This is a genomic window from Pseudomonas sp. 8(2025), assembly GCF_052665325.1.
The window spans coordinates 305,946-319,954 of the sequence record NZ_JBQOIE010000005.1 but is presented as its reverse complement, the minus strand read 5'-3'; the positions used below and the strand labels follow the sequence as shown (position 1 = coordinate 319,954).

The window sequence follows — 14,009 nt, the reverse complement described above, 5'->3', positions numbered from 1 at the left end:
CCCCTCGCCGGCAAGCCGGCTCCTACGGGGCCCGGGACCGGAGTTTACCCAGCCAGCGGTCCAGCCCCAGCAACAGCAGGGATACCAGGACGAACCCCGCCAATATCCCGAGGGCATTGAGCAGCACCCGGGGGTAGCCCAGCCTGTCCACGGAGATGAAGGGATAGGGGTACAGCCCAAGCAAGTGCCCGCGCAGCAACAGGTAGGCGAAATACACAATCGGGTAGAGCGTCCACCACCCGATGTGCCTCATCCGCAGCCCGCCCTTGGGCACGCAACACCACCAATAGACCAGGAATAGTAGCGGCATCACGTCATGCAGCAACTCGTCCGCCAGCCATTGCCAACCCTGGGGATGCCAGAGGTGGCGCAACAGCAGGCTGTAGGCCAGCCCCACCAGCAGAATGCTCGCCGCCACGGCGCCGCTGACCCAGGGCTGGAGCATGAACGCCTGCCCCTTGGAAACCCGCAGGTTGAGGGCGCAAGTCAGCACGCTGGCCACCAGGGTATTGCTGAGCACGGTGAAGAAACTGAAGAAGTTCACCAGCCCGCCCAGCAGGCTGGCGCCACTGTCCCAGCGCAACAGCAGGATCAGGTACAGCTGGACGGTCAGCCCGAACCAGCCAAGGATCGCCGCCACGGCAATCAGGCCACGCCGAGTGCACAGCCCCGGCAGCGAGAAGCCAGCCATAGGGCTCCTTAAAGCGGGCGCTTGGTGCGTTGCAACTTCACATAGAGTTTCTCGACCTTCTCCCTCGCCCAGGGCGTCTTGCGCAGGAAGGTCAGGCTCGACTTGATGCTCGGGTCGCTCTTGAAGCAGCGGATATCAATGCGTTCAGCCAGCCCCGACCACTCGTAGTGTTCCACCAGCGCCTTGAGGATCTGTTCCAGGGTCACGCCATGCAGCGGGTCGGTGTGGGTGTCGGTCATGCCAGGCCTTTGCGGGAAGAAAATGAGGAAAGCCGCGCACCTTAGCCGAGGGCTTGGCCCCGCGCCAGCACGCTTGAGTAACTGTAGTCGCAGCCCGTCACCGAGGCGATCGGGCATGAACAGCGAAAAGTTCCTGGCTTTTCGAAATAAAAGAGATGTTATATTGTATCAATCAATAACAACTCACCCGCATTTTGGGCACCCCCGTGTCCCGCCTGCTCACTGACTCAAAGCGCCTAGCGCTCTGTTCGCCAAGGAATGACCGATGTCCCGCTCAACTCACCGCCCTTCTCGCTCCCTGCTCTGGCGCCTGTCGCCACTGTCCGCCGCGCTGCTGATCGCCTCCCAGGCCCATGCCGTGGAATTGCCCCAGCAAGTCATCACCGCCAACCCCCTGGGCAGCACCGAACTGGCCGCCCCAAGCACTGTGCTGGAAGGCGACCAACTGACCCTGGAACAAAAAGGCAGCCTCGGTGAAACCCTGAACAAACAGCCGGGCGTGTCTTCATCCTACTTCGGGCCGGGGGCCAGCCGGCCGATCATTCGCGGCCTGGATGGCGACCGGATTCGCATTCTGCAGAACGGCGTCGGGGCCCTCGACGCCTCGTCGCTGTCCTACGACCATGCGGTGCCCCTGGACCCGGTTAACGTCGAGCGCATCGAGATCGTCCGCGGCCCGGCGGCCCTGCTGTACGGCGGCAACGCCATTGGCGGGGTGGTCAACAGCTTCGACAATCGGATTCCCACCGAGGCCATCGAGGGCATCCACGGGGCGGGCGAGTTGCGCTACGGCGGCGCCGACACCACCCGCAGCAGCGCCGGCAAGCTGGAAGCCGGCGATGGCACCTTTGCCCTGCACCTGGATGCCAACTCGCGGCAGTTCAATGACCTGAAGATTCCCGGCTACGCCCGCAGCCGTCACGCTGCGGCCAGTGAAGACGGGGATGGCAAGAAAGGCCGCCTGGGCAACAGCGACGGTCGCCAGGACGGCGGTGCCATCGGCGGTTCCTACACCTGGGACGACGGCTATGCCGGCCTGTCCTACAGCAACTACGACTCCAACTACGGCTCCCCCGCCGAAGAAGACGTGCGCATCCGCATGAAGCAGGACCACTACGCCTTCGCTTCGGAACTGCGCAACCTGCAGGGCCCGTTCAGCTCGCTCAAGTTCAACGCCGGCTACACCGACTACGAACACCGCGAGATCGAGGGCGGCGAAACCGGCACCACCTTCAAGAACAAGGGCTACGAGGCCCGTGTCGAGGCCCGGCACCAGCCGCTGGGCCCGCTCGAAGGGGTGATCGGTGCACAGGTCAACCGCAACGAATTCTCCGCCCTGGGCGAAGAAGCCTTCGTGCCACAGACCGATACCAACAGCGGCGCGCTGTTCATCCTCGAAGAACTGCAAGCCACCGAACGCCTGCGGCTCAGCCTCGGCGGGCGCCTGGAACACACCACCGTGGACCCGGAAAGCAAGGGCAACGAACGCTTCGCCCAGGCCGACAAGTCCAGCAGCTTCACCGCCGGCAGCCTGTCCTCGGGGGCGGTCTACACCCTGACCCCGGTCTGGTCCCTGGCCGCGACCCTGGGCTACACCGAGCGCGCCCCGACCTTCTACGAGCTGTATGCCAACGGCGCCCACGTCGCCACCGGCACCTATGAAGTGGGCAGCGCCAAGCTATCGAAGGAAAAAGCCGTGTCCAGCGACCTGGCCCTGCGCTTCGACAACGGCATCCACAAAGGCAGCGTCGGCGTGTTCTACAGCCACTTCTCCAACTACATCGGCCTGCTGGGCACGGGGCGCACCCTCAACGATGAAGGCGAAGAAGATGCGACAGGCATCCCGGAATACGCCTACAGCGGAGTGCGGGCACGCTTCAGTGGGATCGAGGCCCAGGATCGCTGGACCCTGGGGGAAAACGCCTACGGCAAGTTCGCCCTGGAACTGTCCGGCGACTACACCCGGGCCAAGAACCTGGATAACGGCCAGGACCTGCCCCGCATCGCTCCATTGCGCCTGAACAGTGGCCTGCTGTGGGAACTGGACCGCTGGCAGGCACGCCTGGATGTACAACATGCCGCCAGCCAGGGCCGGGTGCCGGACAACGAAAGCGGCACCGATGGCTACACCACCTTTGGCGCCAGTGCCGGTTATCGCTTCGATATCGGACATAGCCAGTGGCTGGCCTTCGTCAAGGGCGAGAACCTGACCAACCAGACCGTGCGCTATGCCAGCTCGATCCTGCGGGATATCGCGCCGGCCGCCGGGCGCAGTGTGGAAGTGGGGTTGCGTACTACCTTTTAAGGCCCTGTTCGCCGGCAAGCCGGCTCCTACACGGCCCCGCAGGAGCCGGCTTGCCGGCCAAGGGCTTAGCGGTAACGCCGCGGGTCAGCCTCGATCAGGCTGGCCAGCTGGGTCAGGGCAAAGCGCAACTCGTCCTGGGTGGTGGGCGACATCAATACCACCCGCACACAACGGGAGCTGGCACCGCGTTCCACCTGGAACTGGCTGCCGCTCATCACCAGCACGCCATTGGCTCGGGCCAGGGTGGCGAACTCATCGCCCGTCCAGGGCTCCGGCAAGGTCAGCCACAGGTGATAGCTGTGGGGCTGGGTCCGGATCTCCAGGCCGGCAAACACGTCCCGGGCAATCGCCTGGCGCGCTGCCGCTTCATTGCGCTGGGTCTGTACCAGCTTGCGGTCCAAGCCTTCGACAATCACATTGCTGGCCAATTGCGCGGTCAGCGGCGACGGCATCCACACGCTGCTACGGACCATGGAACTCAGCCGCGACAGCAGCTTTGGCGGGCTGTAGAGGTAACCCACGCGCAACGCCGGCATGATCGCCTTGGACAGGCTGGTGAGGTACACCGAACGCTGCGGCGCATAGCTCGACAGCGGCTTGATCGACGGATCGGTGGCGAGAAAGCCGTAGATATCGTCGTCGATGATCAAAAAATCGAACTCTTCGGCGATTGCCGCAATTTGCGCCCGACGCCTTGGCGACATGATCGCCGTGGTGGGGTTCTGGCAACTGGCGACGCACACCAGCAGCGCCGGTTTTTCCCGCAGGCACTGCTCGCGCAGGGCCTCGGGGAGTATCCCCTCTTCATCCATGGCCACGCCCCGCAGGCGCCGCTCCAGGCCGTGGGCCACGGAGATGATGCCCGGGTAGCAGAGCGACTCGCAAAGCACCAGGTCGCCGGCGTTGCTCAGGGCGCTGATGGCCACCATCAGCCCGTGCTGGGCACCGGAGGTAATGACCACCTGCTGCCAGTTGGCCTCGGGCAAGGAATGCCGCAACCACTGCGCCCCGGCCTCGCGATGAGCCGGGTGGCCTCCATCGGGGGCGTAGTCCAGCGCCCGGCCGAAGTCACTGCTGCGGGCCATGCCCACCAGGGCGCCACGCAACCAGTACTCCAGGGTTTCGCTGTAGGGCTTGATGATCGACAGGTCCAGGGCTTCGGCCTGCCCCAGGGACAGGGACGGAGCGCTGGAACCTTCGGGCAACACCAGCGGCGGCTGCGCCAGCACGTAAGTGCCGCGGCCGACTTCGCCCTGCACCAACCCGCGCCGCTGAGCTTCGCTGTAGGCGCGGCTGATGGTGCCAGGGGTGACATTCAGGGTTACCGCCAGCTCGCGCAGAGTCGGCAAGCGGTCACCATCATTCAACAAACCGCTGCCGATATCCCGCGCCAGGGCGTCGGCGATGGACAGGTAGACCGGTTGATTGAACTCGCTTAACTGGGGAACCCACATGGAGGCTGATGACCATCGGCTGCGTTGAGGTGGACCGGAGCATATCACAGCCATGGATCGCCCCTTAACATCGACTCATTTGGAAAATTGATTCGATCTTCAAGCCAAACTGGCGACTCAAAACCGCTAAAAAATTTTTATATGATCTATAAATTCCTATAAATCAGTAAGTTATCAACAAACCACAGCCAACTTCGGTAGAGCCATCCCGAGAAACAATTGAATCGATTCAATTCATTGAAATACACTCATACAGCACCAACCCAATCGACTCAATCCCTCCCACCCATGCCCAGTCGAGATGCCATGCACAGTCTCAGCAAGGACCTGTCCCTCTCCGCCGTGATCGCCGGCCTGATCGCCGTGATCATTTCCTACGCTGGCCCCTTGATCATCGTGTTCCAGGCCGCCCGCGAAGCCCATCTGCCCAGCGACCAGGTGTCATCGTGGATCTGGGCCATCTCCATCGGCAGCGGCCTCACCGGCCTGCTGCTGAGCTGGCGCCTGAAAGTGCCGGTGATCACCGCCTGGTCCACCCCCGGCGCGGCGCTGCTGGTGTCGATGCTGCCCACGGTGTCGCTGCCCCAGGCCATCGGCGCCTACATCGTGGCCTCATTGCTCATCGCGCTGGTCGGGCTTTCCGGGGCCTTCGACAAGCTCATGAGCCGCCTGCCCAAGGCGATTGCCGCCGCCATGCTGGCGGGCATCCTGTTCCGCTTCGGCGCCGGCCTGTTCACTTCGGTCAGCCTGCAACCGGCCCTGGTGCTGGCGATGATCGCCACCTATTTGCTGGGCAAGCGCCTGTCACCCCGCTACGCGATCCTCGCGGTGCTGCTGGTGGGCTGCGCGATGGCCGCAGGCCTGGGCGAACTCAATGGCGGTGCCATCACCCTGGCGGTGGCCCAGCCGATCTTCATCGCTCCCGAGTGGAGCTGGCACGCCATCATCAACATCGGCCTGCCCCTGGCCCTGGTCACCCTGACCGGGCAATACGTGCCGGGCATGGCGGTGATGCGCAGCGCCGGCTACAACACCCCGGCCCGCTCGATCATTTCCTGGACAGCCATCACCTCGGCACTGCTGGCGCCGTTCGGCTCCCACGGGATCAACCTGGCGGCCATCACCGCTGCCATCTGCACCGGCCGCGAAGCCCATGAAGACAAGGACAAGCGCTACATCGCCGGGATCGCCTGCGGCCTGTTCTACATCCTCATGGGGATTTTCGGCGCGACCCTGGCCTCGGTGTTCGCCGCCCTGCCCAAGGAACTGATTGCGGCACTGGCCGGCCTGGCCCTGTTCGGCGCCATCAACGCCGGGTTGAGCGGCGCCATGGCCGACGAAAAACAGCGTGAAGCAGCGCTGATCACCTTCCTGGTCACGGCATCGGGCATGAGCTTCCTGGGCCTGGCCGCCGCGTTCTGGGGGTTGATCTTCGGCCTGGTGGCGCACTTTGCCCTGAGCCACACCCGGCACAAACCCAGCCTCGCCCAAGCCAGCGCCCCACGCTGAGCAGAGCCCGGGCCGGGAACTGTTACCGATTGCGAAACTGTTCATGTCAATAAAAGCGCTTTCTCTCCCGGAGACGGCGCTTTATCCTTAGCCCCCTAATAAAGCTGAACCGTTTCATCTTTCCCTTTGAAATCAGTGGCCTGCCGTTCTCGATCAACCTGCATCGATGCTACGCGCCATGCCCTTGCTTCTGCCTATTCCTAGAAAAAGACCTTATCCGAATGCCTATGCCCACTTTTCAGCGTTTAAAAGACAGCGCTGTCCTGACTTCCGTCGCCCTGCCCAAGAGCCTGAGCCTGCTCGGCGCCCTTGGATTTGCCGCCTGCGCCCAGGCCGCACCGGCCTTCGACAGTGACTCACCGTGGATGCTCGGCGACTGGAATGGCACCCGCACGGAACTGGCCAACAAAGGCTACGACTTCAAGATCGACTACGTCGGCGAGATGGGCGCCAACCTGCACGGTGGCTACGACCACGACCGCACCGCGCGCTACAGCGACCAGTTTGCCTTCGGCAGCCACCTGGACCTGCAGAAGATCCTCGGCTGGGACGACGCCGAATTCCAACTGACGGTGACCAAGCGCGACGGCGACAACATCAGCAACGACCGGATCAACGACCCGCGGGTCGGCGGCTTCACCTCGGCCCAGGAAGTCTGGGGCCGCGGCCAGACCTGGCGCCTGACGCAAATGTGGTACCAGCAGAAATTCTTCGACCAGAAGCTCGACATCAAGGCCGGCCGCTTCGGCCAGGGCGAAGACTTCAACAGCTTTCCCTGCGACTTCCAGAACCTGGCGTTCTGCGGCTCCCAGGTGGGCAACTGGGCCGGCAGCGTCTGGTACAACTGGCCGGTCAGCCAGTGGGCCCTGCGGGTCAAATACCACCTGAACGCCGAGCTCTACGCGCAGATCGGTGCCTATGAGCAGAACCCCTCGAACCTCGATCGCGACAACGGCTTCAAGCTCAGCGGCAGCGGCACCCAGGGCACACTGCTGCCAGTGGAACTGGTGTGGACACCCAAACTCAACGGCCTGGCCGGTGAGTACCGCGCCGGCTACTACTACAGCAGCGCCAAGGCCAGCGACGTCTACAAGGATGGCAATGGCCAGCCTGCAGCCCTGACCGGCGAGGCCTACCGCAGCAGCTCCAGCAAGCACGGCCTGTGGCTGGGCGCGCAACAGCAGGTCACCAGCCAGGCCAGCGACCACTCCCGCGGCCTGAGCCTGTTCGCCAACGTCACCGCCCACGACAAGAAGACCAACGCCATCGACAACTATGTCCAGGCGGGCCTGGTCTACAAGGGGCTGTTCGATGCCCGGGCCAAGGATGACATCGGCTTTGCCCTGGCCCGGGTCCATGTCAACCCGGCGTACCGCAAGAACGCCCAGGCCAGCAACCAGGCCCGGGCGCTCTACGACTACGACAACCCGAGCTACCTGCCGCCCCAGGACACCGAATACAGCGCCGAGCTGTACTACGGCGTGCACCTGGCCAACTGGCTGACCGTGCGCCCCAACCTGCAATACATCCGCCACCCCGGCGGCGTGAGCCGGGTGGACGACGCCCTGATCGGCGGGATCAAGATCCAGAGTTCGTTCTAAGGCCGACAGGCACACAACGACGCCATTCACAGTTTTCAGCTGAACCAAGCCCGCGCCTGATCGTCATCTACAGTGAACATGCGCGGGAACACTCTAAACGTCACGGAGAACCACACTATGAGCACTGAGGGTGCTTCAAGTCCGAGCCGCTTGCTGCCAAGCCTGCTCGGGATCTTGCTGCTGCTAATGGGCCTGGCCTTGCTGGCCGGGGGGATCAAGCTGAGCATGCTCGGCGGCTCGCTGTACTACGTTTTGGCCGGTATCGGCCTGACGTTGACCGGCCTCTTGCTGCTGGCCGGTAAACGCGCGGCGCTGGGCCTGTACGCCCTGGTACTGTTCGCCAGTACCGTCTGGTCGCTATGGGAAATCGGCCTGGACTGGTGGCAACTGGTGCCACGCCTGTCGCTGTGGTTCGCCCTCGGCGTGGTCCTGCTGCTGCCCTGGTTCCGTCGCCCGCTGCTGCGCGATGGCCCGGCCCCGCTGGGCACCGCTGCCCTGAGCGTGGCCGTGGTCCTGGCCGGTGGCGCCGCCATTGGCAGCCAGTTCACTAACCCTGGGGAAATCTCCGGTGACCTGGGCCGCGACACCGCGGACATGACCAGCACCGCGCCGGCCATCCCCGACGGTGAATGGCAGGCCTACGGCCGCACCGAGTTCGGCGATCGCTACTCGCCGCTGAAGCAGATCACCCCGGCCAACATCGGCAAGCTGCAGGAAGCCTGGCGCATCCGCACCGGCGACATGCCGACCGACAAAGACCCGGTGGAAATCACCAACCAGAACACCCCGCTGAAGGTCAACGGCAAGCTCTATGCCTGCACCGCCCACAGCAAGGTGCTGGCCCTGGACCCGGATACCGGCAAGGAAATCTGGCGCTTCGACCCGCAGATCCAGGGCCCCAACGGCGACGACTTCCGTGGCTGGGCACACATGACCTGCCGTGGCGTGTCGTACTACGACGAAGCCAACTTCAAGAACGCCGACGCCATCAGCCAGCCGGCCACCCTGTCCCCCGCGGGCCAGGCCATCGCCACCAGCTGCCCGCGTCGCCTGTTCCTGCCTACCGCCGATGCGCGCCTGATCGCCATCAACGCCGACACCGGCAAGGTCTGTGAAGACTTCGGCACCAAGGGCGCCGTGGACCTAAAGGCCGGTATCGGCCCATTCACCCCGGGCGGCTACTACTCCACCTCCCCGGCGGCCATCACCCGTAACCTGGTGATCATTGGCGGCCACGTGACCGACAACGAGTCGACCAACGAGCCGTCCGGCGTGATCCGCGCCTTCGACGTGCACGACGGCCACCTGGTGTGGAACTGGGACTCGGGCAACCCGGACGAGACCACTCCGCTGCCGGAAGGCAAGACCTATACCCGCAACTCGCCGAACATGTGGTCCCTGGCCAGCGTCGACGAGAAACTGGGCATGGTCTACCTGCCACTGGGCAACCAGATGCCTGACCAGTGGGGCGGCAACCGCACCGCAGGCGCCGAGAAATTCAGCGCCGGCACCGTGGCCCTGGACATCGACACCGGCAAGCTGCGCTGGAACTACCAGTTCACCCACCACGACCTGTGGGACATGGACGTGGGCAGCCAGCCGACTCTGCTGGACATGAAGACCGCGGACGGCGTCAAGCCGGCGCTGATCCAGCCGACCAAGCAAGGCAGCCTGTACGTACTGGACCGTCGCGACGGCACCCCGATCGTGCCGATCCGTGAAGTACCGGCCCCGACCGGCGCAGTCGAAGGCGACCACACCGCACCGACCCAGGCCCGTTCGGACCTGAACCTGCTGCCGCCGCCACTGGACGAGAAAGCCATGTGGGGCGCGACGCCGTTCGACCAGATGCTGTGCCGCATCCAGTTCAAGGAACTGCGCTATGAAGGTCAGTACACCCCGCCATCGGTGCAGGGCAGCCTGATCTACCCGGGCAACGTCGGCGTGTTCAACTGGGGCAGCGTGTCCCTGGACCCGGTTCGCCAACTGCTGTTCACCAGCCCGAACTACATGGCCTTCGTTTCCAAGCTGGTGCCGCGCGCAGAAGTGGCTGCCGGGAGCAAGCGCGAAAGCGAGACCTCGGGCGTGCAACCCAACACCGGCGCGCCTTACGCGGTGATCATGCATCCGTTCATGTCGCCGCTCGGCGTACCTTGCCAGGCTCCGGCCTGGGGCTACGTGGCCGGTATCGACCTGACCACCAACAAGGTGGTGTGGAAGCACAAGAACGGCACCAGCCGTGACAGCTCGCCAATCCCGATCGGCCTGCCGATGGGCGTGCCGAGCATGGGCGGCTCCATGGTTACCGGTGGTGGCGTGGGCTTCCTCAGCGGCACCCTGGACCAGTACATCCGCGCCTATGACGTGAAGAACGGCAAGGAGCTGTGGAAGTCCCGCCTGCCAGCGGGTGGCCAGGCCACGCCGATGAGCTACACCGGCAAGGATGGCAAGCAGTACGTGCTGGTGGTCGTGGGCGGCCACGGCTCCCTGGGCACCAAGATGGGCGACTACATCATTGCCTACAAACTGTCGGAATAAGCTTTACCGGCAGGCATGAAAAAGGCGGCTACCTTCTGGTAGCCGCCTTTTTTTGTGCCGTTCGCCCTCTGCGTAGGAGCTGGCTTGCCAGCGAAGACGCGGGCCCGGGCGCTGCATGGCTTGCGGGCCTCTTCGCCGGCAAGCCGGCTCCTACAAGGGGCTTGTCATTCCATCTTGCTCGACCGGCAGCCCATCAAAGGACGGTCACCGAAAATTCCTACAACTCACGTCCCATCGCATCACCTTGCCCCTCAAGGGCTCTGCCCTTAAGGTCTGGGGGTCATTGAAAACTCAGTGACAGGGGTGTGGAAGCCCCCCATATCGTCAGGCGCGCAAAGCACCCGCAAATGCCTGACCTGTTTGTAGCCTGCACTTTGGACAAAGCCGTGGAGCAATACATGCCCCTCACCAGCAACGACTACAACATCCCCGCCCTGCTGGTGGACACCCAGGCCCCGCTGGACGCTCTCCACGAAGCCGCCGCGCACCGCATCCGCGCGGCCACCCAGTTGCTGGAGAACATCGCCAGCCACGACAACCTGCAGAGCAACCCGGCCCTGCTTCAGGACTTCGCCCAGCTGTGCGTCATCCCCCTGCGCGATGGCTGCGACTTGCTGGACGTACTGGGCCGACGCCTGCAGGAACAACTGCTGACCTGACCCCGGCTCCAGGACCGGCGGCGCCTCGCCGGCCCTCTCAAGCGGCCCTGTTCGCCTGCCCAGCAGTCCCGTAATTGCAAAGCGACATTAGCCCATTTGTGCTAATCGACCCTCCCCCAACCCGGGGCTATAGTGCCGAGCAACCATCTGATCTCCCCACCGTTGCCAGCCTGCGGTGTCGGGAGCGGCTGCGCCGTTGAAAACACAACAACACCAAGGAAGATTCATCATGAAACTCCAGTCCAGCCTCCGCCCCGTTGCCCTGCTCAGCCTCCTGGCACTCGCCCTGGGCGGTTGCGCCATCGCCAAACCGAGCAACGACGACCTCAAGAACCGCGCCCAGATCACCCTTGGCAAGCCGGTTTCCACGGTTTCCAACGTGCGCAGCGACGCGTCCCAGACCTACTTCACCGCCAGCACCAGTGCCGGCGAATACAATTGCGTACTGCCCAGCGGCGGCATGGTCGCCTTCGCCACCATGGGTGGAGCAGTAGCGCTGCCGGCCGAGTGCAGCAAGCAATAAACCGCTGGCCCCTGGCCAACCAGGTTCGCCGCGACGGGCTGCCCCGGTGTAGCAGCGGGACAGCGTCGGGCAAGCACCGCTCCCTCCTGAAAAGGTCCTGAGTTGATGAAACCCCGTCTCTTCATGGTGACAGGCCTGGCCCTGCTCGCCTGTACCCTGATTGCCTGCGCGCCGCGCCAAGGGCGAACCCTGGACGAATACCCGCCAGTCAAGATTCCCACCGTGCAGTACCCCGACGAGCCCTTCGACACCCAGGCCGCGCGCGCCGCGCTGCAACCCGGCACCGCAACGCTCACCGGCAAGTTCTGTATCGTCGGCAATGACGGTATCGAAGACAGCCGCAACGTCGAGATCTATCTCTACCCGGCCACCCCGCACTTGCAGGCCTGGCACAAGTTGCGCGCGTCCCAACCCGAAGGCGCACCGGTGAGCATGGTCCCCGAGGCCCTGGCCGTGCACCGGGTGACCCGCACCGACGGCAACGGCATCTTCCAGTTCACGGGGCTGCAACCGGGCCGCTACTTCGTCCAGGGCCACGATATGGTGTACGGCACCAGCCGCTGGAACGAGTACGTGGGCACCGGCCAGAGCAACACCAACTACGGGCCGGTGACCACCCACTACTACACCGAGCGCAGTTCGATCTCTTCGTACTCGGGCATGCTGGATGACTTCGTCGAACTGGCCAGCGGCGAGAACAAGAAGCTGACCATGACCAACTACCCCCTGCTTATCCCGTGCCGGACCTGGTAACTGTCTCTGGCGCCGCAGCCCTGTGGGCAGGCACCAGCGGTGCCTCGCGCAGGGCTCGCAAGGTGCTGCGCAGTTCCACCGGCCGCACCGGCTTGGACAGGATGGCGATGTTGCGGTCGTGCAGGGCGGCGTGGATTTTCTCGATGTCGTGCCCGGTGATGATCAGCGCCGGCACTTCCCAGCCCCGCTGCTGACGGATGCTGTCGATGCATTCGATACCCGAGGCCCGGGTGCCCAGGTCATAGTCGGCGACGATAATGTCGCAATCGGTCAGCAGGTTCTCCCCGCTCGATTCGGCCTGGACCACGCAGCCCCAGCGCTCCAGCAGCGCCGAAGTGGCCAGCAGCACGTTACGGTCATCCTCCACCAGACAGACCCGCAGCCCGGTCAGCAAGCCGCTCTGCAACGCCTCGTCACGACCGTGCAAACGCTGTGGCGCGGCCAGTGACAGGCCGTGCAGGCTGACCGTGGTGCCGTGGTCGACCCGCGAACGAATCGTCACCTGCAGGTCAGTCATCTGCCCCAGGCGCTTGACGATGGACAGGCCCAGGCCGACGCCTTCGACGTCCTTGTCCCGTACCTGGCGAACCCGGTAGAACTCATCGAAGATCTTCGGCAGATGCTCCTCGGCAATCCCCCGGCCCTGGTCATAGATGACAATGGCCAGGCCTTGGCCACGCCGGCGCACGCCAATCAGCACCGGCCGTTCCGCGGCGTACTTGAAGCAATTGGACAGTACGTTCTGCACCATGGTCGCCAGCAGCCCCGGATCGACCCGCACCCAATGGGCGCAGGGCCGCAGCCGCAGTTCGACACCTGCCCAGCGCGCCGCCTCGGAATTCTGGCGCACCAGGTCGCGCAGCAGTTCGCCCAGGTGGACGGTTTCGTACTTGGGCTGCACTCGCCCGTTGTCCAGGGTGTAGAGGTCGAGGATCGAGCGGAACAACTGCGAGACGTTGAGCAGCGAACGATCGATGTTGTCGACCAGGCGCCGCTCATCCCCCCCCAGGCTGGCTTCGCGCAGGCAGGCGGTGAACAGGCCGATGGAGTGGATCGGCTGGCGCAGGTCATGGCTGGCCTGGGCCAGGAAACGGGACTTTTCCAGGTTGGCGGCAATCGCCTCTTCCGAAGCCAGGCGGGTGCGCTTGAGCAGGATGTGGGCGTACACCGGGATCACCGTGCTGGTGATCATCAGCATCAGCACCATGTAGGGCTGGGCCTGCCAATAGGGGGTCAGCAGGTAGACCATGAACAGCGCGAACAGCGCCAGCACGGTGGCGATGGCCAGGTAGCGCGAGCCGAAACGCATGCCATTGCCCAGGTTGACCCAGACCATCACCGCATAGATCGGCAGCGCCCCCTCGCCGCCTACCACCAGGCCGTAACAGGTGCCGGTGTAGTCATAGACCATGCCCAGGATGCGCCGCGCCGGGTAGTGCCCGGGCCAACGGGCAATGGCCATGCGCAGCACGATCGAACCCAGCATGAACAGGGAAATGTAGATCATCACCGGCACGTAGGGATCCATATCCTGCCCCGGCAGGAAGCCGATCACGCCAAACCAGACCAGGGCGCATCCGGCCACGATAATCCGCAGGGTGGCCTGATCGAGTTCACTGTCTTTCTCAACTTTCATGCAATCACCTCCTTGTGCAATATGCGCTGCCGTGGTCTTTTGCCGTTCGGCAAACTGGCCCATCGGACACGACCAGCGGGCAGTTACAACGCCGTGCGCCA

General features: G+C 64.2%; 11 protein-coding genes. 7 read left to right on the top strand and 4 right to left on the bottom strand.

Features of this window, described 5'->3' with window-relative positions:
* Nucleotides 1–22 precede the first annotated feature (22 nt).
* Both ACUXVH_RS13125 and ACUXVH_RS13120 read right to left on the bottom strand, forming a co-directional pair.
* A complete protein-coding gene (locus ACUXVH_RS13125; RefSeq protein ID WP_011063163.1) occupies nt 23–691 on the bottom strand; it encodes a Pr6Pr family membrane protein in 669 nt (222 codons plus the stop codon).
* An 8-nt stretch (nt 692–699) separates the two neighbouring features.
* Nucleotides 700–930, bottom strand: a complete 231-nt coding sequence (locus ACUXVH_RS13120) for a VF530 family protein (protein ID WP_019093117.1) — start codon at nt 928–930, stop codon at nt 700–702.
* 265 nt (nt 931–1,195) lie between these two features.
* Between ACUXVH_RS13120 and ACUXVH_RS13115 the strand changes: the two genes are divergently transcribed.
* Nucleotides 1,196–3,235 (top strand): TonB-dependent receptor, encoded by a 2,040-nt coding sequence (locus ACUXVH_RS13115; RefSeq protein WP_065365267.1) that lies wholly within the window; start codon nt 1,196–1,198, stop codon nt 3,233–3,235.
* 65 nt (nt 3,236–3,300) lie between these two features.
* Here ACUXVH_RS13115 and ACUXVH_RS13110 read toward each other — a convergent pair whose 3' ends face one another.
* Nucleotides 3,301–4,689 carry an aminotransferase-like domain-containing protein gene (locus tag ACUXVH_RS13110; protein ID WP_053159944.1) on the bottom strand — a complete coding sequence of 463 codons (1,389 nt, stop codon included), beginning with the start codon at nt 4,687–4,689 and terminating at the stop codon, nt 3,301–3,303.
* A gap of 306 nt (nt 4,690–4,995) precedes the next feature.
* Between ACUXVH_RS13110 and ACUXVH_RS13105 the strand changes: the two genes are divergently transcribed.
* The 6 genes from ACUXVH_RS13105 (at nt 4,996) to ACUXVH_RS13080 (ending at nt 12,272) form a co-directional block, all read left to right on the top strand.
* Complete coding sequence (locus tag ACUXVH_RS13105) at nt 4,996–6,198, top strand: benzoate/H(+) symporter BenE family transporter (RefSeq protein ID WP_065365266.1); 1,203 nt, start codon at nt 4,996–4,998, stop codon at nt 6,196–6,198.
* Nucleotides 6,199–6,425: 227 nt separating this feature from the next.
* Nucleotides 6,426–7,799, top strand: a complete 1,374-nt coding sequence (locus ACUXVH_RS13100) for a carbohydrate porin (protein WP_011063168.1) — start codon at nt 6,426–6,428, stop codon at nt 7,797–7,799.
* Between the two features lie 117 nt (nt 7,800–7,916).
* Entirely contained in the window at nt 7,917–10,337 is a 2,421-nt protein-coding gene (locus ACUXVH_RS13095) for a glucose/quinate/shikimate family membrane-bound PQQ-dependent dehydrogenase (protein WP_015636854.1), read from the top strand.
* A 347-nt stretch (nt 10,338–10,684) separates the two neighbouring features.
* A complete protein-coding gene (locus ACUXVH_RS13090) occupies nt 10,685–10,996 on the top strand; it encodes a hypothetical protein (protein WP_019093113.1) in 312 nt (103 codons plus the stop codon).
* 229 nt (nt 10,997–11,225) lie between these two features.
* The gene (locus tag ACUXVH_RS13085; protein ID WP_015636856.1) at nt 11,226–11,519 is read left to right on the top strand and encodes a hypothetical protein; all 294 of its coding nucleotides are present in this window, start codon (nt 11,226–11,228) and stop codon (nt 11,517–11,519) included.
* Between the two features lie 105 nt (nt 11,520–11,624).
* Nucleotides 11,625–12,272, top strand: a complete 648-nt coding sequence (locus ACUXVH_RS13080; protein WP_026019976.1) for a carboxypeptidase-like regulatory domain-containing protein — start codon at nt 11,625–11,627, stop codon at nt 12,270–12,272.
* Here the strand turns inward: ACUXVH_RS13080 and ACUXVH_RS13075 are convergent.
* On the bottom strand, nt 12,250–13,908 hold the full coding sequence (locus tag ACUXVH_RS13075; RefSeq protein ID WP_065365264.1) for an ATP-binding response regulator: 1,659 nt from the start codon (nt 13,906–13,908) through the stop codon (nt 12,250–12,252). The two genes, ACUXVH_RS13080 and ACUXVH_RS13075, sit on opposite strands and share 23 nt — an antisense overlap.
* Between the last annotated feature and the right edge of the window lie 101 nt (nt 13,909–14,009).